This is a genomic window from Streptomyces sp. NPDC012935 (assembly GCF_042900345.1).
Taxonomy (GTDB): Bacteria; Actinomycetota; Actinomycetes; order Streptomycetales; family Streptomycetaceae; genus Streptomyces.
On the sequence record NZ_JBIBBC010000004.1, the window covers coordinates 498900 to 520472 of the forward strand.

Sequence of the window (21573 nt, forward strand, 5' to 3'; positions counted from 1 at the left end):
TCCTCGCTCACCCTGCCCTGGTGACCCACAGCGGATCACAACATATCGGGCTATTACGGTCTACGCCGTCACAGATCCGTGCCGCCGCTGACGTCGAGGTACTGGCCGGTGATCCAGCGAGCGGCGTCGGAGGCGAGGAACGCCACCACGTCCGCCACGTCGGCAGGCCGGCCGATCCGGCCGAAGACGGACCGTGCGGCCAGGGTGGCCCGTGCCTCGGGCGTCGTCCTGCGGCGGGCGTTCATGTCCGTCTCGACGAACCCGGGCCCGACCGTGTTGACGGTGATCCCGCGGCCCCCGAGTTCCTTGGCCAGACCCAGCGTCATCGTGTCCAGCGCGCCCTTGGACATCGCGTACGCGAGGGACTCGGGGAAGGCACGCTGTGAGGCGAGCGAGGAGACGTTGATGATGCGCCCGCCCGCACGCATCCGCGGCAGCGCGTTCTGCACGAGGAAGAACGGCGCCTTGGCGTTGACGGCGATCATGCGGTCGAAGATCTCGGGAGTGGCCTGACTCACCGGCCCCGAACCGCTCGTGCCGGCGTTGTTCACCAGGATGTCGAGCGAGCCTTCGGCGGCCGGCGCCGATGCGCCCCCCTTCCACTCCGCCCCCTTCCACTCCGCCTCCTCCCGGCCCGCCTCCTCCCGGCCCGCCTCCACCCCGCCCGCTTCCACGCGGTCCGCCTCCTCCCACTCGCCGTACCCCCCGTACTCCTCCCACTCCTTGCGCAACCCCGCGTCGAAGGCCTCGAAGACCGCCCCGGCGTCACCCGGCACCCCCAGCTCGGCCCCGAGCGCGAAGGCGCGCCCGCCGTTCTGCCGTATCTCCTCGACGAGTTCCAGGGCGGCGCCCTCACTGCGCCCGTAATGGACGCCGACCAGCGCCCCGTCATGGGCGAGCCGCCCGGCGATGGCTCTGCCGATGCCCCGGCCGGCCCCGGTGACCAGTGCGATCTTGCCCGTCAATGTGCTTCTGCTGTCCACGAAGACCTGCCCTGCCCCTCAGCGGTCCAGGAACCGCCGGTACCACGACGTGTGTTCCGCCATGCCCTGCGCGAAACCCACCCCCGGGTCCACCCCTGCGCCCGCCCAGAAACCGTCGTCCGCGAACCAGTGGTCCACCGCGAGCATGTCGAGGTGGTGCAGCGCGCGCGGCTGCCCGCCGAGCCGAACCCGCGCCTCGTCGATGCCGACGGGTGCGCCGGGCAGGTGCGGAGCGAGGAGGTCGGCCACCGTGCCGAGCAGTTCCGAACAGGCCACCGGCTCCGGGTGGTTGACGTGGTGAATGCCGGCCAGGTCCCGGTCCGACAGGCCGGCGGCGGCCACCGCGCGCCCCAACGCCCGTACGTCGACGACCGAGTGCCGTGCGGCGCCCCCCTTCAGGCCTGCCGACAGCAGCCCCATCAGACCGACCAGGCCGGGCACCACCCATCGGTCGCCGGCGCCGAGCACAAGGTGCGGGCGCAGTACGACGCCGCCCGCGTCCAGCACATACCGTTCGGCGGCGGCACGGGCACGGCTGGTCGGCGAGGCCGGTGCCGGCGGCAACCCGCCCGCCGGCGCGTCGGTGAAGGGCCCCCGGCCGTACACGGCGGCCGTACTGACGTAGACGACTCGGGCGACACCGGCGCGCGTGGCCTCCTCGACGAGGGCGCGGGTGCCGTGGTCGTTGACGGCCTCGGTGAGTCGTACGTCGTCGCCTATGTGGGACGCGCAGTGCAGTACGACGTCGACGCCGTCGCAGACACCACGCAGCGACGGCGGATCGGCCAGGTCGGCCCCTACGACGTCCGTCGCGGGGGCACCGTCGGCGAGATCACCGCCCGGTGGCAGGCTCCTCGGATCGCGCAGCATGAGCCGGACCGGGGCCGGCGTGTGGCGCTGCGACTCCCGGAGGGCAGTGACGACATGACCTCCGATGAAGCCGCTGCCTCCGGTGACGAGGATGCGTGGTGACAAGGTGGGCCCCTCCCTGACGGACTACGGACGAACGAACGAAGAATGACGGATCGCACGCGTGATCAACGGTCGGGGACGGACCCGCGGCTGGTCAATCCGCCCTCGCGCCACGCGTCGTAGAGTCGATCCAGTCGGTGCCCGGGTCATGGAGAGGAACCACCGTGCGGCTGCGCTGTGCTGTGCTCGACGACTTCCAGAACGTCGCGACCGAAGTCGCCGACTGGTCGCCGCTCGCGGACGACGTGGAGGTCGTCCAGTTCACGACTCACTTCCCCGGCGAGGACGCCCTGGCCGAGGCCCTCGCCGACTTCGACATCGTGGTCACCCTGCGCGAACGCGTCCCCTTCCCCGCGTCCCTGATCGCCCGGCTCCCCCGGCTGAAGCTGCTGATCGCCTCCGGCATGCGCAACACGGTCATCGACTACGCCGCCGCCGAGGCGCACGGTGTCACCGTGTGCGGTACGGCGAGCTCCTCCACGCCCCCGGTCGAACTCACCTGGGCCCTGCTGCTGGGCCTCGCCCGCGGCCTCGTCCAGGAGAGCAACACCCTGCGCTCGGGCGGCCCCTGGCAGCACACCGTCGGCGCCGACCTGCACGGCAGCCGGCTCGGCGTGCTCGGTCTGGGGAAGATCGGCAGCCGGGTGGCCCAGGTCGGCCTCGCCTTCGGGATGCACGTCAGCGCGTGGAGCCAGAACCTCACCAAGGAGTACGCGGACGAGGTCGGCGTCCACCTGGCCCCCTCCAAGGAGGCCCTGCTCGCCGACAGTGACTTCGTCTCCGTCCACCTCGCCCTGAGCGACCGCACCCGCGGTCTGCTCGGCCCCGCCGAGATCGCCCTGCTCAAGCCCACGGCGTACCTGATCAACACCTCACGCGCGGCGATCGTCGACCAGGACGCCCTGCTCGGCGCCCTGCACGAGGGCCGCATCGCCGGCGCCGGCGTCGACGTCTTCGACACCGAGCCCCTCCCCGCCGGCCACCCGATGCGCACCGCGCCCCGCCTGCTCGCCACACCCCACCTGGGCTATGTCTCGCAGGCCAACTACGCGACGTACTACGGCCATGCGGTCGAGGACATCCAGGCGTACCTGGCGGGGTCACCGGTACGACGGCTGCCCTGACGGCCGCGGTCGGTCAGGCGATGCCGGCCGCCGGGGGCTGCTCGGCCGGGCGCCGGTAGACACCCTCGCTCCGGTGCAGATGATGCAGGTCGACCAGGTAGCGCCGGAGCGTCACATGGTCGATGTCGTCGCTGTCCTCGCACCAGGCGCGCAGCTTCTCGTTCACGGTCCGCTCCGGGTACTCGACGCCCGGCTCGAAGGTCTGCTCGGCGATGTGCCGCAGCACCAGCTTCTTGCGGGTCCACCGCGCCGGCAGCCGTAGCAGCCGCCCGTCCCGGACGAAGGTCCGCAGGACCATGTCCGTGCGCCCGTCGCCGGAGGCGGGGCCCGGGGCGTCCCCGTGGCTGTTCTCCCGCTGCGCCGCCGCCCGCGTGTACTCCTTGAACAGGCCGTACGCCACGACCAGTTCCCCGTCGTCGCCGGCCGTCACCACGCCCTGCTCCCGCAGCCGCCGCAGCGACCCGGCCGTCTCTTTCGCGGACAGCCCTGCCGCCAGGGCGACCTGCTCGGTGCTCCGTGCGCCCAGCGCCACGGCGGCGAAGGCGCGTACCCGGGTCTCCTCGGCGAACAGCCGGACCAGTTGTTCCGTCGGATCGGTTCCCATGTCCGGAGGCTAGCGGCCACCGGCCGCGGGGCCGAGCGATTATCCGGCGGGCCGGGGCGTCAGGCGTACCGGTAGATCTTGGACACGTCCTCCAGCTCGTCCGGAGTCACGTCCCAGGGTGGCAGCCGTTCGTCCCGGGCGACGATCCGGCGGTACTGCCCGCTGCCCCGGCCGGGCGGCTTCGCCGGCAGATAGCGGTGTTTGCGGTGGCGCCGCTGCCAGCGCTGCCACTGCATGTCCACGAAGGCGTGGTGCAGCCAGAAGACGGGATCGTTGACGGACGCGCCGCCGAGCATCGCGCCCCCGACCCAGCGATGCACCCGGTTGTGGTTGCGCCAGGAGTCCCTGCCGCTGCCCCACCCCTCCAGCTTGTTGCGAAAGCCCTTGGTGACCGTGGAGTCCCATGGCGGGACGTCGTAGACGGGGTCGTCGAGAGCCTGCTTAAGGTCGGCCCTGGTGGGCAGGGCCATCGGGTTGCGGGAGCGGCCCAGGTCCCGGGTGAGGAAGTCGCCGTCGGTGACGCTCGCCCGGATGGTCCAGTTACCCGTCCGGTAGGCGAACGGCCCGGTCATCACCTGCCGGTCCCCTGGCCGCCCGTTGCCGCCGAGCAGTTCGTCGGTCCACGGCAGCGAGGTGGTCTTCCGGTCCCGGGTCCAGTCCCAGTACGGCACGGTCACCGAGGAGTCGACACGCCGCAGCGCGTTCTCCAGGTCCAGCACGAACCTGCGGTGCCAGGGCAGGAAGGAGGGCGCCATGTGAGCGGCGCGCAGACCCCGGTGGCCGTCCCCGACGAAGTGCGCGATGTGCAGCCGTACGAACTCGTCGTACTCGCCGCGCCGTTTGATCTCCAGCAACGCCTCGACGAACCGCCGCCGCTCGGTCCGCGTCAGCTTGGTCACGTTCTTACGCACGTACGCCATGCTGCGCCTCCCTGTGCGGATGCCCACCACCGAACGGCCCGGGAGCGAGGTCACGCAGTCGCCCGCCGGACCCGAGTTCGTCGACGGCCGCGCGGGTTGCCTCCAGCGGGGTCCGGTACCAGCCGTAGTGGTCGACCATGCTCAGCCAGGTGCCGTCGGCACGGCGCATCAGGTGCAGCGGCCGGCCGTCCACGGTGACGTGCCAGGCGACGTCCAGGGCGGTGAGGCCGCCGAGCGACATGGGGACGCCCTTGATACGGCGGCCGCGGTAGGTCTCGTCGAAGGCGGTGCCGGTGTCCGGAGGTCGCTCCGCGGACCGGGAGGGCCGGGAGGCGGTGACGACCGGGGCGAGTGCCACAGCGGCGGAGGCGAACAGCAGCCGCCCCAACTCCCGCCGTGTCCGCCGCTCCGGCCCGCTGCCCACCGCGGTGCCCGCCCCCTGCACCGCACCCACCGAGACCCCGTCTGCACTGACGGCCATCGCTCACTCCTCGTACGGTTCGGCTGTTCGTACGAGTAACCGCGCAGGTCGCTCCGCGGTCACCGCCGAAGCGCCCGTACGGTGCAATGGTCAGCTCGTCCAGAAGTCCCACCAGCGGGTCAGGATCAGCATTCCGACGATGCCGATGTGCAGCACCGGAAGCACCCAGGTGAACTCGGCGAAGAAGGTCCTCACCGGCCCCGGCGCGGGCAGGAAGCCGTTGCGCACGGTGAAGGACGTCACGTACCAGAACAGCGGGATCGTCGCGAGCCAGGCCAGACAGCACCACAGGCACAGGGCGTTGATCCGGTACAGGGACTCGAACTGCAGCCAGGAGACGAACCCGACCCCGAAGAGACAGCCGGCCCCGAAGGTCAGCCAGTACCAGCGCGGGAAGGCCGCCCCGGCCAGCAGGCTGACGCCGACGCAGATCACGACGGCGTAGGCCGCCAGGCCCAGCATCGGGTTGGGGAACCCGAAGGCCTCGGCCTGGTCGCTCTCCATCACGCTGCCGCAGGAGAGGACGGGGTTCAGGCTGCAGCCGGGGACGAAGTCCGGGTCCTCCAGCAGCTTGAACTTGTCGAGGGTGATGACCCACGACGCCAGCAGCCCGGCCGCCCCGCAGAGCACCAGCAGCAGGGCGAACGCCCGGCTGCCGCCGGCGGTCCGGCGCATCGGCCGCGCAGAGGCGCTTGAGTCAGGGGCCACCGCGCGACCTTATCGACGGCTCGCGCAGCGTTCCGGCGCCCGCTCACCCGACCGGCCGACAGCTCCGGGGACCGTCCGCCCGAACGAGGGACGCGGGCCGCCTGTGGATGTGGTCAGCGGTAGACGCGGAGGTAGTCGGCGTCGAAGGTGATCGGGGCCGGGTCGCACGGGGCCGCGTGGTACTGGCCGGCGCACAGCGACAGGTTGAGGATCGGATAGGCCGACCAGCCGGGGCCGACGCCGGTGCCGTCGCAGAAGACGCGGTCGCCGTTGACGTACCACTCGACGCAGTGCGCGCCGAAGGCGGTGCCCACGGTCACCCATCTGCCCGGGCCGATCGCGTCCACGTCGGTGAAGTACATCGAGGCGTGGTTGACGTGATTGGACAGCTCCAGAAGATGCGGGTTGTCCGAGTGGTACTCGAAGCAGTCGACCTCGTTCCCGCCGTCCCGCCAGGTCCACAGCGCCGGCCAGGCTCCGGTCCCGCAGGGCAGTCTGACGCGGGTCTCCATGTAGTCCCCGGCCCGCACCCGGAACCCCTCGGCGGAGTACTCGGTGGTGAGCAGGCCGGTGTGCCAGGCCTGTCGGCCGTTCTCCAGGGTGCGGTCGGCCGGCGTGGCGGTGAACGTGGCCACGCCGTTCGAGACGGTCACGGCACCGGGGGTGAGCCAGTCCAGCTTGTTGTCGTCGGGGTTGTGATCGCAGTAGCGGTAGGCGCTCGATCTGTCGCCGGTCCATCTGGCGCCCCAGGCGACCGGAGAGGTGAATTCCTCCGCCCAGATGAGCGACCTGCCAAGGGCCGCGGCCGGCGTGAAAACGTCGCTGTCGGTGGTCATGGCGGCGAGGGTAGGCCGCGCGGTGTCCCGGACCGGACCGGCTCGACGAAGGTTCCGCTCGACAATTCCGAAATTCATCTTTTTGATCGCGCAGGCGGCTCAACCGGGCCGTGCTCACCATACGATGAATTGATTCGCCGACCAGATGGCAATCCATCCGAAACCCGTTGCACATTCCATTCTTCACTCCACCGACTTTCATGCGTATGGAGTAACGCGTCGCTTTTGCAGGGCTGTTGGACTGCTATGTTCTCCAACCGTCGGATCAGAGGTACTTTCAAGCGAGGTGAATGATGAAGAAGGCAGTTTTCACCACTGCGGCTTTGGCCATCGGTGCGGGTCTTGTGGGTGGCTCGGCCGCCGCGGCGGTGGCCGCCGGAGGATCGGGAAGCCCTGCCGGGCCGCTCGGTCTCATGTCCCCGACCAAGGTGACGCCGGCGGTGGTGCCGGCGGCCGACACCGTGGCGCGACTGGCCAGGGACGGCGGGATCGCCAAGGGCACCGCATTCGACAAGAAGAACTCGGGTGGCATGTCCGGCGTATACCTGGACGGTATGGACCCGGACGCCGCCAAGCGGCCCACTATTCCAGTGAAGAACCCGGCCGGAAGCGGCACCGTCCAGGTCCGCCCGCTGCAGGCCCCGACCGCCTCCGGTCTCGGCACCTTGCTCCCCAAAAAGTGACGACCCGGCAACCGTACGAGTCGGCCGTACCGGCGAAAGCCGGCCCCGGAATTCTGAGACTCTGATCCGGTTCTCGACAGCCGGAGGCCTTCGGCAGCCCGGACACTCAGTCCGGACCGCAGCTCCATCTCCGCACCCGGCGGGCCCGCAAGCCCCCTGGCACACGCGAACCAAGCGTCCCGGCCCACCGGCCCACACCCTGCCGGTGGGCCGGACGCATGCCGGTGCTCCTTCCGGCGGCGCCATTCGGAAAACGGGAATACAGCTAAAGCCGGGGCCACCGGCGGGCACCCGGCATTGCGCCATCCGATGGAATCTAGCCGCGTTTGAATGTTCCCACCGTGACTTATGCGTGCATATACGGGTTTCCTTTTCGTAAGCGTGCGCAACCGTGAATTCAGGAAGGAACCAAGTTGCCCAAGAAGTTCGCGGTCATCACGGCCCTCGCCCTCAGCACCGTCGTCGGCAGCGCCGGCATTGCCTCTGCCGGCGGCTACCCGAGCAGCGGCGGCGACACCACCACCGTCAAGGGCGGTAGCGGTTTCTCGTCGTCCCCGGTCGTCGTGAACGAGCCCCAGCAAGGCGTTCTCATCGCCAACGGCACCGTCGTCGACCTTCGCTGCGCTGTGCCGTGGTCCAACGGAGCCGTCCTCGCCGCCACGATCGCGCCGAACTCGAAGTACGTCGGCTGCAACACCGGCGAGATCGAGCAGGCCCGCAACTCCGTCCACAAGGGCGGCCTGCTGTTCTGACCCCTGCTCCGAGCAATTCGCAGCAGGTAAACACCAAGCGCAGCCCGGAAAGGCTCAGCTCATGCTTAACAAGGTTACGGCCATTTCCGCCCTCGCCGCGGGCATCGCTCTCGCGACCGGCGGCACCGCCGCGGCCGACAGCAACACCACCACGGTCAAGGGCGGCAGCGGCTTCTCGTCGTCCCCGGTCGTCGTCAACGCGCCCCAGCAGGGCGTGCTCATCGTCAATGGCACCCTCGTCGACGCTCGCTGCGCCGTGCCGTGGTCCAACGGAGCCGTCCTCGCCGCAACCCTCGCGCCGAACTCGAAGTACGTCGGCTGCAACACCGGCGACATCAAGCAGGGCCGCAACGAGATCCACAACGGCGGCCTGCTGTTCTGACCCCTGCCGCGAACCATTCGCAGCAGGTAATCCTCAACGCAGCCCGGAAAGGCTCAATCATGCGTAACAAGGTTACGGCCATTTCCGCCATCGCCGCGGGCATCGTCCTCGCGACCGGCGGCACTGCGGCGGCCGACACTGACACCACCACCGTCAAGGGCGGTAGCGGCTTCTCGTCGTCCCCGGTCGTCGTCAACGACCCGCAGCAGGGTCTTGCCATCGTCAACGGCACCCTGATCGACGGTCGCTGCATCGCCCCGTGGTCGAACGGCGCCGTCCTCGCCGCCACGATCGCGCCGAACTCGAAGTACGTCGGCTGCAACACCGGCAAGGTCGAGCAGGCCCGCAACTCCGCGCACGTCGGCGGCTTCCTGTTCTGATCAGCGCTTCACCCATGGCGGCCCGCCGGTATGCCGGCGGGCCGCCATCGGCTTGCCCGCACCCTTTCCGGTCCAGAAAACCCTGGTCCAACACCGTGGGCCCTGCCTGCGTCAGCGTGCAGACAGGGCCCACAGTCAAGGAGCGCCGGCAAGGAGGAAAGCGCGCCCATTCAATTGGTCCAACGGAGTTGCGCCGCCCCCGGTCACCCTGAATCGTCCGTTTGGCCCAACAACTGCATTCCCGCGTACATGCCGAAGGGCCGGCTCCGAGTTCGGAGCCGGCCCTTCGGCATAAGGAACGAATGGTCTACCTGATGCCTACCGGAGCGGAAGTCCACCGAGCAGCTGGCCGTCGACGGGGTTCGGCAGGGCACCGCCGATGACGGGGGTCTTCACGACACCCTGCGACTTCATGCCCTTCTTCACGTTGTCCGCCGTGCGCTTCACGTTGTTCCCCACGTAGCCCGTCGGCACCTTGGCGGCCGAGGGGAGGCTGCGGGCGACCGTCTTCCCGTTGTCGACGAGGCCCGACGCCGGCATGTTCACCGCGGAGGCTGCGGGCACGGTGGCCCCGGCGATGGCGAGGGAGCCGACGACGACGGCAGCAGCCTTCAGGTTCTTCATCATGTTCCTTTCCCGGAAAATCATCTTCGGTAACTCGCGTTCTCCTGGGCTAACGACCGCTACGCCGCTCTGGAAACTCTGCCGCCGCCAACTTCCGGGAACTCATACGAGAAGACCGATCGGCGGCCGCTGCGCAACCACAGCGGGTCCGAATGGGTGATCCCCCGCGAGAAACAACTCCGAAAACGTCATCATTCCAACACACTTGACCACTTCTCAGATAAGTATGGATAAGTGGCTGGTGTTGCTCGTCCCTTTGGTCCAGTAAGCCACACGTCGTGTCGCTGGTTCGGACTCTTTTCCTCGGAAGGGCAGCCTCGGTCATGCGCATTACGCCGCACATCCTGCATGTGGCCCAGCCCGTCGAGGGCGGTGTCGCGCGGGTCGTGACGGACCTGGTGGCGGCTCAACTGACCACGGGACTTCGGGTGACCGTGGTCTGTCCGCGGGGCGGCACCCTGACCGACACCCTGCGCGCGCTGGGCTGCACGGTGCTCCGCTGGGACGCGACCCGCTCGCCGGGGTACCGACTCCCGGCCGAGGTACGGCAGTTGGCGCGGCTGTGCCGCGAGGTGCGGCCCGACCTGGTGCACGCGCACAGCGCGAAGGCAGGGCTCGCGGCCCGGCTCGCGGTACGCGGTGCCCTGCCGACCGTATTCCAGCCGCACGCCTGGTCGTTCGAGGCCGCGGAGGGACTCGTCGCGCGCGTGGCGCTGGACTGGGAGCGGTTCGGGGCGCGTTGGGCGGCACGCGTGCTGTGTGTGAGCGAGGCCGAGCGGCGCACCGGGGTGCGGGCCGGCATCACCGCACCGTGGCGGGTGGTCCCCAACGGTGTCGACACCGACAGGTTCCGGCCGGAGGGAGACAGCGCACGGTCCGGGGCCGGCCCGCTGGTCGTGTGCGTGGGCCGGCTGTGCCGCCAGAAGGGTCAGGACGTGCTCCTGGCCGCCTGGCCCGAGGTGGTGCGGCGGGTGAGGGGCGCGCGGCTGGTGCTGGTGGGCGACGGACCGGACGCGGACCGGCTGCGTGCCGGTGCGCCCGCGTCGGTGGAGTTCGCCGGCACGACGACCGACACCGCGCTGTGGTACCGGGCCGCCGACGTCGTGGTCCTGCCGTCGCGCTGGGAGGGCATGGCGCTCGCCCCGCTGGAGGCCATGGCGTGTGCCCGGCCGGTCGTCGTCACGGACGTGGACGGAGCCGGCGAGAGCCTTCCGCCCGGCCATCTGCCGTCCTGCCTGGTGCCGCCGGACGACCCGGCCGCACTGGCACGGGCGCTCACCGCGCTGCTGCTCGACGAGCCGCTGCGTGCGGAGCTGGGCGCCCAGGGCCGCGCGCATGTGCTCGCCGGCCACGATCTGCGGCACGCCACGGACGCCGTGAGCGACGTCTACCGCGAGCTGCTCGACCTCGTCACCGCGCAGGTCGCCGGACCCAACGAGGGCAGGAAGTGCATCACCACATGACCGCGGACAGCACCGTTGCCTCACCGGGGCAGCAGCGGGCGCCCGAGGGCGCCGTCACCGTCCTTGCCCCGCGCGGCTTTTCCGCCGGACGCCGAAACCCCGCCGGACGGGAGGCCCGTCGTCCGCGCCGGACATCCCTGGTGTCCCTGTGCCTGGTCGACAGCGGCGGCGTCCTGCTGGGGGCCATGGTTCTGCCCGCATCCCACAGGTACCCGCTGGTCATCGCCCTGCTCGCCCTCGGTGTGGTCGTGCTGAACCGGCGGGCCGCGCTGTACGACACCCTCGTCGTCCCCGGCGCGCTCGACGAACTGCCCGCCGTCTGTGGCCGGATCGCCGTCGGCTGGGCGGCCGTCGTCGCGCTCTCCCCGCTGCGCTCGCTCGCGCCGGCCGTGCTGGTCACCGCCGTCGTCGTGCACTGCGCGGCGGCCTGCGCGGGCCGGGCGGCGGTGCACGGGCTCCGGCGCCGGGCGTTGCTGCGCCGGCCCCGCCCCGCCCTGGTGGTCGGCCCCGTCGCGACGGCCCGCCGGGTCTCGGCCGCGCTGCTGCGCCAACCCGACTGCGGAGTACGGCCGGTGGGCCTCGTCGCCGACGACCTGGAGTTCCTCGGCGCGGCCGAGGGCGAGCCCGGACTGCCGGTGCTCACCACGGCGCTGGAGGCGCGCCGGGCGGCGATCCAGAACGGGGTGGAGGAGGTGCTCGTGGTGGGCGGCGGCACCCGGGAGGAGAAGGCCGCCGTGCTGCGGGCGCTGGCCGCGTACGGCTGCGTGCTGTGGGAGCTCGACGCGGACCCGGCGTCGTACGGACTCGGCGGACACCGCCAAGGGGCGGGGCAGTTGGCCGGGTTCTCGCGCAGGTTGCTGGGTCCGGGGGGCGGGCCGCGGCGCGGGAGCGTGGGCAAGCGGGTGCTCGACGTGGTGCTGTCGGGGGCGCTGCTCGTGCTGGCCGGTCCGGTCCTGCTGGTCTGCGCTCTGGTGCTGCGGGTGATGGACGGACCCGGCGTGGTGTTCCGGCAGGAGCGGATCGGCAAGGACGGGCGGCCCTTCACGATGCTGAAACTGCGCACCCACCGGCCCGCGAGTGACCACGAGGCGGCGACGCGCTGGAGCGTGGCGAACGAGCAGGACATGAGCGCGTTCTGTCACTTCCTGCGCCGCACCTCGCTGGACGAGCTGCTGCAGCTGTGGAACGTCTTCCGCGGGGACATGAGCCTGGTCGGACCGAGACCCGAACGGCCCTTCTTCGTCGCCAAGTTCAGCCAGGCCCATCCGGGCTATCCGGCCCGCCACCGGATGCGGACCGGCATCACCGGGCTCGCGCAGATCCACGGGCTGCGCGGGGACACCTCGATCGAGGACCGGTGCCGCTACGACAACGCCTACATCGACAACTGGTCGCTGTGGCAGGACGTCTGCATCCTGCTGCGCACGGCGGCCCAGTTCGTCCGGCCGACGGGGAGCTGAGCACCGGTGACCACTTCCGCGGCACCTTCGTCCCCGTTCGCGCTGCCATGGCCGGCGATGCGCCGGGTCCGGTCCGTCCTGCCCGCACTGCCGGTCGTGGCGGTCGTCGTCCTGCTGGGACTTCCCGTCACGCCGGGCAGGGCCGCGACGCCCGCCGACGCCGCCTCCGCACTGGCCGTGCTGTGCGCCCTCGTCCACGCCGTGTGGCAGCGGGCACCGCTGACGCGGACGGCCGCGGTTGTGTTCGGACTGCCCGTGGTGGGCATCGCGGTCGCCGCGGCGGGGGCGTTGACCACGGGCGACGCGGTCGCAGGACTGGCGCGCTATCTGCAGGTGTTCGTGCTGGTCCCGATCGCCGTGGTGCTGCTGGTGCGCGACCGGCAGGGCGCCCGGCTGGTGCTGTGGTCGCTGGTCGGCCTCGCGCTGTGGCAGGGCGGCATCGGCGTGCGCCAGTACCTCACCGAGACCGGCGCGTCGTATCAAGGAGCCGATATCCGGGCGGTGGGCACGTTCGGGCCGTCCGACGTGATGGGGATGGCGACCGTCGTGTCGCTGGGGGTGGTGGCCGCGGTCGGGCTCGCCCTCGGGACGAAGGCCCGGCGGCAGCGGATCCTGGCGACCGTGTGCGCGCCGGTGCTGCTCCTGCCGCTCGCGCTGTCCTTCAGCCGGGGGGCCTGGATCGCGACGGCGCTCACCTGCGGGGCGCTGCTGCTGCTGGCCGGGGTGCGGCGGGCGGCGAAGGTGTTCGCGGCGGTGGCCGCGGTCTGCGTGGTGCTGGTGGGCGGGCTCGGTCTGGGAGCGTCGGCGCTGCAGGAGCGGCTGACCAGCATCACCCAGGTCACCGACGCGCCCGACCAGTCGGTCGTCGACCGCTACACCATGTGGGCTGCGGCGGGCGACATGTGGAGCGGGCACCCGGTGACGGGCGTGGGGCTGAAGGCCTTTCCCGCACACCGGGACGGGCACGCTTCGCTCGCGCTGTCGTCCGGCAGCGAGACGGGGGGCGCGGGCCAGGCCTACCGGCGCCAGCCGCTGCTCTCCCCGCACAACATGTACCTGCTGATCCTCAGCGAACAGGGCCTGCTGGGCCTGCTCACGGTCGCGGGCAGCTGGCTGGCCCTGCTGCTGTACGCGCTGCGCCGCCTGCGCCGCACCGTTCGCGCCCGCGACTGCGCACTCCCGGCCTGCGGCCTGCTGCTCTGGCAGCTCGTCAACTTCCTGTACGCCGACATCGGCGGCCCCGCCACCATCCTGACGGGCATCTGCCTCGGCCTCGCGGCATGGTGGGCCCTGGCCGCCCGGGACGGGGCGCCGGCCGCCGAAGCAGGCCCGCGATGACCGCCCACCCGGCGACGACGGGGGGCGCCCCCGACCGCGCGCCCGACGCCGGGGACGCACTTGTGCCGGACGGCGGCGTAACCGGCTCCACCGGCATCAGCGCCCCACGACCGGTCGGGGACCTCCCCCACAATACGTCGGCCCCAAAAGCCCCGTACCCACCGGACCACGGCCCCGCCACTGCTCCCCCACCCGGAACGACCGGGAACGCCACCGACCCCGGCCCCGGCATCGACAGCCCACTCCAGCCGGGCGACCGCCCCGTCACCGCGGTCGGCACCGATGCTCCTGTCCTGCCCGAGGGCCGCCGTGAAGCCACGCCGGCCCGCCGGGTCAGTGCTCCCTCGGGGCGGTTTCTCGCCAGGGCGACCTTGTTGTCGGCCGCGTTGTCGATGGCCGCGGCCGTTCTGGGGCTCGGGCGGGATCAGGCGCTTGCGCATCTGTTCGGGGCCGGGGCGGAGACCGATGCGTTTCTGGTGGCCTGGACGTTGCCGGAGATGGCGTCGACGCTGCTGATCGAGGACGGCATGGCGTTCGTGCTGGTGCCGGCGTTCAGCGTGGCCTTGGCGCGGCGGGCGCGCGGGATCGGCGGGACCGACCCCGTGCAGGCCCTGATCGCCGCCTCGTTGCCGCGGCTGTGCCTCGTCCTCGCCGGTACGGCCGCCGCGCTCGCGGCCGGGGCGCCGCTGCTGGTCTCCGTCCTCGCGCCCGGCCTGCCCGACCCGTCCCTGGCCGTGTCCTGCACCCGGCTCACCGCGACCTGCGTCCTGAGCTTCGGGCTCGCCGGATACTGCAGTGCGGCGCTGCGGGCCCACCGCAACTACCTCGCGCCGGGCGCGATCTACATCGCGTACAACCTTGCGATCATCAGCACGATGCTCGTCATCGGCGAGAGCTGGGGCGTACGGTCCGCCGCGCTCGGTGTCGCGATCGGCGGGTGCCTCATGGCCGTCGTACAGGCGCCGTCCCTGTGGCGGCGGGTCGTCGGGCGGGACGAGGGGTCCGCGACCGCGGCCGGGGCCGAGTACGACGGGGACCGTGACCGGTCGATCGTGCCGGCCCTCGTCTGTGCCGTCCTGCTCTTCGCGCTGTGCCGGCAGTCGCAGGTGCTCGTCGAGCGGTACTTCGCCTCCGGGCTGCCCGCCGGTGCCATCTCGCACCTCAACTACGCCCAGAAGATCGCCCAGTTGCCGATGTCGCTGTCGATGATGGTGTGCGTCGTCACCTTCCCGGTGGTGGCGCGGGCCATCGCCGAGGGCGACACGCGGCGGGCCGGGGACCGGGTCGAGCGGGACCTGGCGCTGATGGCCTGCATCGTGCTGCTCGGCGCCGCCGTGGTCGTGGCCTGCGCGCCGCAGATCGTTCAACTGCTCTTCCAGCGCGGCGCTTTCACGGCGCAGGACACCGCCGCGACCGCCGCCGTCATGCGGGTGTACGCGGCCGGACTGCTCGGGCACACGCTGGTGGGGGCGCTGGTGCGGTCGTACTTCTCGACCGGCCGGATCACCTGGTTCCCGCTGGGCGCGATGGGCGCGGGCGCGCTCGTCACCGTCGTCCTCAGCGCCTGGACCGTGGACCCGTGGGGTGCCCGCGGCATCGCCGCGGCCAACGCCGCCGGCATCACCCTCACGGCGCTGCTCCTGCTGCACGGGCTGGGGCCCCGCGCCGTGCCCGTGCGGGTCCGACGGGTCGTCGCCGAGCTGGCCCGGCTGGTGTACGCGGCCGGGTGCGCAGGCGGGGCGGGACTGCTCTGCGCGGAGCTGTTCGACTCGCCCGCGGCGGCCGTCGCCGCCTGCTGCATGTGCGTGACCGGCGTGTTCCTGCTGCTGGCCCGGCTCCTCGACGCGGCCGGCGTCCGGTCCCTCCTGCTTCCCGTCACGCATTTCGTCCGTAGCTCCGTCACACGAAAGCCTCGCCATGGTCGCTGACATCTCCGCCGCGCCCCGCGCGGACGCACCCGATCCGGAAACAGCCGTGGGGGGACGCCCGAGACGGCGTGCCGCCGCCTGGGTGGCCATGTACCACTCGGTCTCGGACTGCCCGGACGACCCGTACAACATCACCGTCACACCGGAGCGACTGGACAGACAGCTCGCCTGGCTGGCCGGCCGCGGCCTGCGCGGAGTCAGCGTGCGCGAGTTGCTCGCGGCGCGCGCCCGGGGCACGGAGCGCGGCCTGGTGGGGCTCACCTTCGACGACGGGTACACCGACTTCGTCACCACGGCCATGCCGTTGCTGCGCCGCCGGGGCTTCACCGCCACCGTGTTCGTGCTGCCCGGACTGCTCGGTGGCGAGAACAGCTGGGAGCGGACCGGCCCGCGCAAGCCGCTGCTCGACGTGGACGACGTCCAGCGCGCCGCTGCCGCGGGCATGGAGATCGCCTCGCACGGGCTGACCCACGTCGATCTGACCCTGGCGACCGACCAGGTGCTGCACACCGAGGTCAACGACAGCCGGCACCGGCTCGCCGCCATCACCGGCGCCGACGTGGAGGGCTTCTGCTACCCGTACGGCTACCTCGACCAGCGTGCCGCCGACGCCGTGCGCCGGGCCGGCTACCGCTACGCCTGCGCCATCGCCCCCGGCCCGGCCGGCTCCGGCGACTTCGCGCTGCCCCGTATCCACATGGGGCAGGCGGACACCTCGGTGCGGCTGGAGCTGAAGCGGCGACTGGCCCGGGTCCACGGCCGTGCCCTGGAGGCCGTGTGAGGGCCCTGCACGTCATCACCGGCCTCGGCGTGGGCGGGGCGGAGCAGCAGCTGCGCCTGCTGCTGCGGCATCTCCCCGCGCAGTGCGACGTGGTGGCACTGACCAATCCCGGCCCGGTCGCCGCGGGTCTGGCCGCCGACGGGGTCCGTGTCACCCACCTCGGGATGGACGGCAACCGCGACCTCGGCGCGCTGCCACGCCTCGCCCGGCTGATCCGCGCCGGGCGCTACGACCTGGTGCACACCCACCTGTACCGGGCCTGTCTCTACGGCCGGATCGCGGCGCGGCTCGCGGGAGTCGGGACCGTCGTGGCCACGGAGCACTCGATCGGCGACACCCGCCTGGAGGGCCGCCCGCTGACCTCGGGCGTCCGCGCGCTGTACCTGGCCGGCGAGCGCCTCGGCCACACCACCGTGGCCGTGTCGCCGACGGTGGCAGAACGGCTGCGGCACTGGGGCGTGCCCGGGCCACGCATCCGGGTCATCCCGAACGGCATCGACGCGCCCCGGTTCCGCTTCGACGAGGTGCGCCGCAAGGAGGCCCGGGCGTTTCACGGGCTGCCGCCGGACGCGTACGTCGTCGGCGGGGTGGGGCGGCTGACGCCGGGCAAGCGCTTCGACCTGCTGGTGCAGGCGCTGCCCCACCTGCCCGCGGACGTACGGCTGTTGCTGGTCGGGGGCGGCCCCGAGGAGGCGGCGCTGCTGCGTACCGCGCGGGCGCTGGGCGTCGTGGACCGGCTGGTGCTGGCGGGCGAGCGGCCGTATCTGCCCGGCCCCGGCGACGAAGCGCCCGGACTGGTCGCCCTGCTGTCCGCCATGGACGTGCTCGCCTCGCCGTCGCCACAGGAGTCCTTCGGCCTGGCCGTGGTGGAGGCGCTGGCGGCGGGACTGCCCGTGCTGTACGCGAGCTGCCCCGCCGTCGAGGACCTGCCGCCGGACGCGGCACCCGCTGCCCGGCGTGTCCGGGGCGGCGCGCAGGCGTACGCGCGGGAACTGCTGCGGCTGCGGGCGGCGGGACCGGCCGAGCGGACCGTCCCTGAGGTGGTCCACCGCTACGACATCGAGCGCAGCGCACGCCAACTGATGGATCTGTACACGGACGCTCTGTCCGGCTCGAACCTGGAAGTGAGTTCCTCATGACTGACAACCCCGAAGAGGCTGCCCGGCCGTTCGACCGTACGCGCGCACGCGTGACGCGGCTGTCCTCGTGGTGGTGGCTGCCGACCGCTGCGCTGCTCGGCGCCGCGGCCGGTGGCGCGTACGGCCAGCTCAGGCCGCCGCAGTACACGGCCACGAGCTCCGTCGTCGCCGTGCCGAACGGCACCACCGAGGCCGACTGCACCGACGCGCTCGGCTTCGCGCAGGCGTACGGCCGCGTGGCCACCCAGCTCGCCGTGCTCTCGGACGCGCAGATGTGGGCGGGCGTGCCCGTCTCGACGCTGCGCGAGAACGTCGAGGTGGCGACCTCGCCGGACGCGCCGATGGTGGCGATCTCGGCGACCTCGTCGAAGCCCGGCCAGGCCGTCGACATCGCCAACGCCGTGTCCCGCGCGCTGATCACCGAGGCGGACCACACCAAGTCCCGCACCGGTATCCGGCTCGAGCGCCTCTCCCGTGCGCTGAAGCCCACCGATCCGTCGTCCGCGTCACCGGCGCTGACCTCGCTGGTGGGCGCGAGCGCCGGAGGCCTGCTGGGCGGCCTCGCGCTGCTGGCCCGGCCGCGGCGGACGCCCGACGGGGACGACGACGATCACAGCCGCGCCTCCGTACCCGGCCCGGCCGGTGCCGCCGACGCGCGCGGGACCCTTGGGTGACCGGGCACGGGCGCGCGCTGTCGGTCGACGTCTGCACCGACGAGCGCGCCTTCGGAGAGCTGGCGAAGGACTGGGAACGACTGCGCGGGGCGTGCCCGTCCGCGACGGCGTTCCAGAGCCACGCCTGGCTGCACTCGTGGTGGCTGTCGTACGGCAGACCGGGGCGGCTGCGGGTCGTCCTGGTCCGCCGGGACGGTGAACTGGTGGCGGCGGCCCCGCTGATGCGAGTGCACCATCCGCTGCCGGCGCTGGTGCCGATCGGCGGCACCATCACCGACTTCTGCGATGTGCTCATCGACGAGGAGCAGGCCGCACCGGCCGCCGGGGCGCTGGCCGACGCCCTGGCCGGCCTGGCGCGGACCGCCCTGATCGACTTCGGCGAGGTGCGGCCGGGCGGTGCGATGGAGCGGGTCTACCTGTGCTGGCGCGGCCCGCGGCACCGGATGAGCGACTCCGTGTGCCTGGACCTGCCCGCGCTCCCCATGACCGAGCTGATCGCACGGCTGCCGACGGGGCGCGCCCGGCGGATCCGCAGCAAGGTGAACCAGTTCACCCGGCTCGGCATCGAATGGCGCGTCGCGCGCCACGACGAGACCGAGGCCGCGCTGCGCCGGCTCCTCGAACTGCACCGCAAGCAATGGCAGGGCAGACAGGTGACGTCGGAGCACCTGCGGCCGAGGTTTCTGGAGCACCTGGTCCGGGCGGCGGTCCCGATGGCCCGGTCCGGTGCGGCGGTGGCGACGGAGTTCCTGCTCGAAGGCACGGTCGTGGCGGTCAATCTGACGCTTCTCTCCGGCCGCTTGACGGGTATGTACATGTACGGCTTCGACCCGCTGCTGCGGGAGCGCAGGGTGGACGTGGCGACGATGCTGCTGCACGCGGCCACCCGGGATCTGGAGTCGGGCGGGCAGGTAGCGCCCGACTCCGTGCGGACCCTGAGCCTGCTGCGCGGGGAGGAGTCGTACAAGTACCGCTGGTGTCCTGAGACGGTCGCCAACCAGCGGTTTCTGCTGGCCCGGCGCCGCACCGCCCCACTGCTGGCGGCGGCTGTGGCCGAGGCGGCGACGCGGCGCCGGGCCAAGAGGCTCCTGCGGCGCGACGCCGCTCCGGCGGAGGCGGGTGGCGCCGCGGCCACTTGAGACGGGGGCGGCTCGTGGCGGTCAGTTTCCGTACAGCGCCTCGATCTCGGCCGCGTACGCCGTCGTCACCGCGTGCCGTTTGACCTTCAGGGACGGGGTGAGCATGCCGTTGTCCTCGTTGAACTCGCCCTCGACCAGGGCGAAGGCGCGGATCGACTCGGCGCGGGACACGGCCTCGTTGGCGTAGTCGACGGCCTTCTGGACGTCCGCGCGCATCCGGGGGTCCTGGATCACCTCGGACATCGGGGTGCCGGCGGGCATCTTCCGTACGGCGAGCCAGTGGCTCACCGCGTCCGGGTCGAGGGTGATCAGGGCGCCGATGAAGGGGCGGTTGTCGCCGACGACGAGGCACTGGCCGATCGGGGCGCGGCTGCGCAAGCGGTCCTCCAGGACGGCCGGGGAGACGTTCTTGCCGCCGGAGGTGACGAGGATGTCCTTCTTGCGGCCGGTGATCGTGAGGTAGCCGTCCTCGTCGAGGGTGCCGAGGTCGCCGGTGGCGAACCAGTCGTCCTGGAGTACGGCGTCGGTGGCGGCCGGGTTGTTCCAGTACGAGCCGAAGACGATGCCGCCCTTGATGAGCACCTCGCCGTCGTCGGCGATGCGGACGGCGGTGCCGGGGACGGGTTGGCCGACCGTGCCGGGGCGGGGCCTCAGGGGCGGGACGATGGTGGCGGCGGCGGTCGTCTCCGTGAGGCCGTAGCCCTCGTAGACGAGGATTCCGGCGGCGTAGAAGAACAGGTTGAGGTTGCGGTCGAGGGGGGAGCCGCCGCTGATGGCGTAGCGCATGCGGCCGCCGAGTTCCTTGCGGACCCGGCGGTAGACCAGGAGGTCGTACAGGGCCCAGGCGGCGTAGAGGGCGGGGCCGGGGCCCTTGCCCGTGCCGAGGAACTTGTGCAGGTATGCCTCGCCGAAGCGGACGGCGATGCGGTCGGCGCGGTCGAAGGAGGCGGCGCGGCCCATCTTCTCCGCCGTCGCGCGGCCGGTGTCGTGGATCTTCTCGAAGAGGTACGGGACGCCTACGAGGAACGTGGGGCGGAACTGCCTGAGTGCCGGGCGGAGTTCGTCGGGCTTGATGCTCGGGCAGTGGCCGATCTCGATGCGGGCCATCAGGCAGGCGATCTGGAGGGTGCGGCCGAGGATGTGGGCGAGGGGGAGGAAGAGGAGGGTCGAGGCGGTCTGTCGGGTGACCTCCTTGAAGATGGGGTGCAGCAGCTCGACCGTGTTGGCGGCTTCCGCGTGCAGGTTGGCGTGGGTGAGGACGCAGCCCTTCGGTTGGCCTGTGGTGCCGGACGTGTAGCAGACGGTGGCGATGGTGTCCGGGGTCAGGGCCGTGCGGCGTTTGGTGACCTCCTCGTCGGGGACGTCGCGGCCGAGGACGATGAGGTCGGCGAGCGCGTCCGCGTCCAACTCCCAGGTGCGCGGGGGGTGGGGGTGGGCGGCCGTGGCTGTTGTCACCGTGGTGGTGTTCTCGGCGGTCTCCGTGACGATGTGGCGGGCGCCGGAGTCGCGGACGATCCATTCCACCTGGTCGGCGGAGGAGGTGGCGTAGATGGGGACGGTCTGCGCGCCGGCGGCCCAGATGGCGAAGTCCAGCACGGTCCACTCGTAGCGGGTGCGGGACATTACGGCTACGCGGTCGGCCTGTTCCACGCCTGCGGCTATCAGTCCCTTGGCTACGGCGGTGACTTCGCGGGCGAAGGCGGTGGCGGTGATGGGGTGGTAGGTGCCGTCGGCCTGGGCTCGGCGCAGGACGATCGCCTCGGGGGCCTCGGCCGCGTTGGTGAAGGGGAGGTCGGCGATGCTGCCGGATTGCGTGTGCGGTGCGAGGGGAGGCGTGCTCGCCTCGCGGACCACGCCCTCGGCGTCCTTGACGATCTCGACCCTGGTGCGGTCCATCAGGTCGGTGCGACGCTGCTTCGCTCGCTTCAGGTCCTTGCGTACGCCCATGTCGGCTCCCGGTGCCAGGTGGACTTACTGGGGGGTCAACTTACTCGTGCGTAACGGAAGGTCAATGCCTGTGGCCTCCGGCGGTTGGGCGGGGATGCCTGCGGCGGCCTGTGGGGGTTGGGTGGGGGTGCGCGTAGCGCCTGCGGTTCGGTGGGTGGGTCGGGGCCGTGCCGGGGGGTGTCCGTCCTCGGACCGGCGGTGGGAGTTGGGCAGGGTGGTGCCGTTTCTTGACGCCGGCCACTGCGGGCGGACACC

At 71.9% G+C, this 21573-nt stretch carries 22 protein-coding genes; 13 read left to right on the forward strand and 9 right to left on the reverse strand.

Annotated elements, in window-relative coordinates; genetic code table 11:
- Positions 1-68: 68 nt before the first annotated feature.
- Both ACFY5C_RS14035 and ACFY5C_RS14040 read right to left on the reverse strand, forming a co-directional pair.
- The gene (locus ACFY5C_RS14035; protein WP_389444084.1) at positions 69-983 is read right to left on the reverse strand and encodes an SDR family NAD(P)-dependent oxidoreductase; all 915 of its coding nucleotides are present in this window, start codon (positions 981-983) and stop codon (positions 69-71) included.
- An 18-nt stretch (positions 984-1001) separates the two neighbouring features.
- Positions 1002-1958, reverse strand: coding sequence for an NAD-dependent epimerase/dehydratase family protein (locus ACFY5C_RS14040; RefSeq protein ID WP_389444086.1), 957 nt, complete (start codon positions 1956-1958; stop codon positions 1002-1004).
- 161 nt (positions 1959-2119) lie between these two features.
- Between ACFY5C_RS14040 and ACFY5C_RS14045 the strand changes: the two genes are divergently transcribed.
- Entirely contained in the window at positions 2120-3079 is a 960-nt protein-coding gene (locus ACFY5C_RS14045; RefSeq protein WP_389444088.1) for a D-2-hydroxyacid dehydrogenase family protein, read from the forward strand.
- A 13-nt stretch (positions 3080-3092) separates the two neighbouring features.
- Here the strand turns inward: ACFY5C_RS14045 and ACFY5C_RS14050 are convergent, their stop codons facing one another.
- The 5 genes from ACFY5C_RS14050 to ACFY5C_RS14070 all read right to left on the reverse strand — a co-directional run bounded on the left by ACFY5C_RS14050 (position 3093) and on the right by ACFY5C_RS14070 (position 6628).
- The gene (locus ACFY5C_RS14050; protein ID WP_389444090.1) at positions 3093-3683 is read right to left on the reverse strand and encodes a DUF2087 domain-containing protein; all 591 of its coding nucleotides are present in this window, start codon (positions 3681-3683) and stop codon (positions 3093-3095) included.
- 59 nt (positions 3684-3742) lie between these two features.
- Positions 3743-4603, reverse strand: a complete 861-nt coding sequence (locus tag ACFY5C_RS14055; RefSeq protein WP_389444091.1) for a tyrosinase family protein — start codon at positions 4601-4603, stop codon at positions 3743-3745.
- Positions 4587-5084, reverse strand: a complete 498-nt coding sequence (locus tag ACFY5C_RS14060; protein ID WP_389444093.1) for a tyrosinase family oxidase copper chaperone — start codon at positions 5082-5084, stop codon at positions 4587-4589. Before ACFY5C_RS14060 ends, ACFY5C_RS14055 begins: the two co-directional genes overlap by 17 nt.
- A gap of 90 nt (positions 5085-5174) precedes the next feature.
- Positions 5175-5759 carry a vitamin K epoxide reductase family protein gene (locus ACFY5C_RS14065; protein WP_389444154.1) on the reverse strand — a complete coding sequence of 195 codons (585 nt, stop codon included), beginning with the start codon at positions 5757-5759 and terminating at the stop codon, positions 5175-5177.
- 146 nt (positions 5760-5905) lie between these two features.
- Entirely contained in the window at positions 5906-6628 is a 723-nt protein-coding gene (locus tag ACFY5C_RS14070) for a beta-glucanase (RefSeq protein ID WP_389444095.1), read from the reverse strand.
- 413 nt (positions 6629-7041) lie between these two features.
- On the opposite strand from ACFY5C_RS14070, the gene ACFY5C_RS14075 reads away from it, so the two are divergent.
- The 4 genes from ACFY5C_RS14075 to ACFY5C_RS14090 all read left to right on the forward strand — a co-directional run bounded on the left by ACFY5C_RS14075 (position 7042) and on the right by ACFY5C_RS14090 (position 8825).
- Entirely contained in the window at positions 7042-7311 is a 270-nt protein-coding gene (locus ACFY5C_RS14075; protein WP_389444097.1) for a hypothetical protein, read from the forward strand.
- Between the two features lie 413 nt (positions 7312-7724).
- A complete protein-coding gene (locus ACFY5C_RS14080; RefSeq protein ID WP_389444099.1) occupies positions 7725-8063 on the forward strand; it encodes a hypothetical protein in 339 nt (112 codons plus the stop codon).
- Between the two features lie 61 nt (positions 8064-8124).
- On the forward strand, positions 8125-8445 hold the full coding sequence (locus ACFY5C_RS14085) for a hypothetical protein (RefSeq protein ID WP_383246161.1): 321 nt from the start codon (positions 8125-8127) through the stop codon (positions 8443-8445).
- A 59-nt stretch (positions 8446-8504) separates the two neighbouring features.
- Positions 8505-8825 carry a hypothetical protein gene (locus ACFY5C_RS14090; protein WP_369271149.1) on the forward strand — a complete coding sequence of 107 codons (321 nt, stop codon included), beginning with the start codon at positions 8505-8507 and terminating at the stop codon, positions 8823-8825.
- Positions 8826-9143: 318 nt separating this feature from the next.
- On the opposite strand, the gene ACFY5C_RS14095 is transcribed toward ACFY5C_RS14090, so the two are convergent.
- Entirely contained in the window at positions 9144-9452 is a 309-nt protein-coding gene (locus ACFY5C_RS14095; protein WP_362382700.1) for a hypothetical protein, read from the reverse strand.
- 320 nt (positions 9453-9772) lie between these two features.
- Between ACFY5C_RS14095 and ACFY5C_RS14100 the strand changes: the two genes are divergently transcribed.
- The 8 genes from ACFY5C_RS14100 to ACFY5C_RS14135 are packed head-to-tail and all read left to right on the forward strand — an operon-like array spanning position 9773 to position 19371.
- Positions 9773-10912, forward strand: a complete 1140-nt coding sequence (locus tag ACFY5C_RS14100) for a glycosyltransferase (RefSeq protein WP_389444101.1) — start codon at positions 9773-9775, stop codon at positions 10910-10912.
- The gene (locus ACFY5C_RS14105; protein ID WP_389444103.1) at positions 10909-12372 is read left to right on the forward strand and encodes a sugar transferase; all 1464 of its coding nucleotides are present in this window, start codon (positions 10909-10911) and stop codon (positions 12370-12372) included. Before ACFY5C_RS14100 ends, ACFY5C_RS14105 begins: the two co-directional genes overlap by 4 nt.
- Positions 12373-12429: 57 nt before the next feature.
- Complete coding sequence (locus ACFY5C_RS14110; RefSeq protein WP_389444156.1) at positions 12430-13710, forward strand: O-antigen ligase family protein; 1281 nt, start codon at positions 12430-12432, stop codon at positions 13708-13710.
- Positions 13707-15638 (forward strand): lipid II flippase MurJ, encoded by a 1932-nt coding sequence (locus tag ACFY5C_RS14115; protein ID WP_389444104.1) that lies wholly within the window; start codon positions 13707-13709, stop codon positions 15636-15638. Before ACFY5C_RS14110 ends, ACFY5C_RS14115 begins: the two co-directional genes overlap by 4 nt.
- Positions 15628-16419, forward strand: coding sequence for a polysaccharide deacetylase family protein (locus ACFY5C_RS14120; protein WP_389444106.1), 792 nt, complete (start codon positions 15628-15630; stop codon positions 16417-16419). The genes ACFY5C_RS14115 and ACFY5C_RS14120 overlap by 11 nt, the downstream gene beginning before the upstream one ends.
- The gene (locus tag ACFY5C_RS14125; RefSeq protein WP_389444107.1) at positions 16416-17558 is read left to right on the forward strand and encodes a glycosyltransferase; all 1143 of its coding nucleotides are present in this window, start codon (positions 16416-16418) and stop codon (positions 17556-17558) included. The genes ACFY5C_RS14120 and ACFY5C_RS14125 overlap by 4 nt, the downstream gene beginning before the upstream one ends.
- A complete protein-coding gene (locus ACFY5C_RS14130) occupies positions 17555-18232 on the forward strand; it encodes a lipopolysaccharide biosynthesis protein (RefSeq protein ID WP_389444108.1) in 678 nt (225 codons plus the stop codon). The genes ACFY5C_RS14125 and ACFY5C_RS14130 overlap by 4 nt, the downstream gene beginning before the upstream one ends.
- Entirely contained in the window at positions 18229-19371 is a 1143-nt protein-coding gene (locus ACFY5C_RS14135) for a GNAT family N-acetyltransferase (protein WP_389444110.1), read from the forward strand. Before ACFY5C_RS14130 ends, ACFY5C_RS14135 begins: the two co-directional genes overlap by 4 nt.
- Before the next feature lie 21 nt (positions 19372-19392).
- Here ACFY5C_RS14135 and ACFY5C_RS14140 read toward each other — a convergent pair whose 3' ends face one another.
- A complete protein-coding gene (locus ACFY5C_RS14140; RefSeq protein ID WP_389444111.1) occupies positions 19393-21318 on the reverse strand; it encodes an AMP-dependent synthetase/ligase in 1926 nt (641 codons plus the stop codon).
- Between the last annotated feature and the right edge of the window lie 255 nt (positions 21319-21573).

Coding starts and splice junctions, on each gene's coding strand:
- ACFY5C_RS14100 (WP_389444101.1), top strand. CDS start 9,773: ATGCGCATTACGCCGCACATCCTGCATGTGGCCCAGCCCGTCGAGGGC.
- ACFY5C_RS14090 (WP_369271149.1), top strand. CDS start 8,505: ATGCGTAACAAGGTTACGGCCATTTCCGCCATCGCCGCGGGCATCGTC.
- ACFY5C_RS14075 (WP_389444097.1), top strand. CDS start 7,042: ATGTCCCCGACCAAGGTGACGCCGGCGGTGGTGCCGGCGGCCGACACC.
- ACFY5C_RS14070 (WP_389444095.1), bottom strand. CDS start 6,628: ATGACCACCGACAGCGACGTTTTCACGCCGGCCGCGGCCCTTGGCAGG.
- ACFY5C_RS14105 (WP_389444103.1), top strand. CDS start 10,909: ATGACCGCGGACAGCACCGTTGCCTCACCGGGGCAGCAGCGGGCGCCC.
- ACFY5C_RS14065 (WP_389444154.1), bottom strand. CDS start 5,759: ATGCGCCGGACCGCCGGCGGCAGCCGGGCGTTCGCCCTGCTGCTGGTG.
- ACFY5C_RS14085 (WP_383246161.1), top strand. CDS start 8,125: ATGCTTAACAAGGTTACGGCCATTTCCGCCCTCGCCGCGGGCATCGCT.
- ACFY5C_RS14095 (WP_362382700.1), bottom strand. CDS start 9,452: ATGATGAAGAACCTGAAGGCTGCTGCCGTCGTCGTCGGCTCCCTCGCC.
- ACFY5C_RS14120 (WP_389444106.1), top strand. CDS start 15,628: ATGGTCGCTGACATCTCCGCCGCGCCCCGCGCGGACGCACCCGATCCG.
- ACFY5C_RS14060 (WP_389444093.1), bottom strand. CDS start 5,084: ATGGCCGTCAGTGCAGACGGGGTCTCGGTGGGTGCGGTGCAGGGGGCG.
- ACFY5C_RS14130 (WP_389444108.1), top strand. CDS start 17,555: ATGACTGACAACCCCGAAGAGGCTGCCCGGCCGTTCGACCGTACGCGC.
- ACFY5C_RS14110 (WP_389444156.1), top strand. CDS start 12,430: ATGCGCCGGGTCCGGTCCGTCCTGCCCGCACTGCCGGTCGTGGCGGTC.
- ACFY5C_RS14055 (WP_389444091.1), bottom strand. CDS start 4,603: ATGGCGTACGTGCGTAAGAACGTGACCAAGCTGACGCGGACCGAGCGG.
- ACFY5C_RS14115 (WP_389444104.1), top strand. CDS start 13,707: ATGACCGCCCACCCGGCGACGACGGGGGGCGCCCCCGACCGCGCGCCC.
- ACFY5C_RS14140 (WP_389444111.1), bottom strand. CDS start 21,318: ATGGGCGTACGCAAGGACCTGAAGCGAGCGAAGCAGCGTCGCACCGAC.
- ACFY5C_RS14050 (WP_389444090.1), bottom strand. CDS start 3,683: ATGGGAACCGATCCGACGGAACAACTGGTCCGGCTGTTCGCCGAGGAG.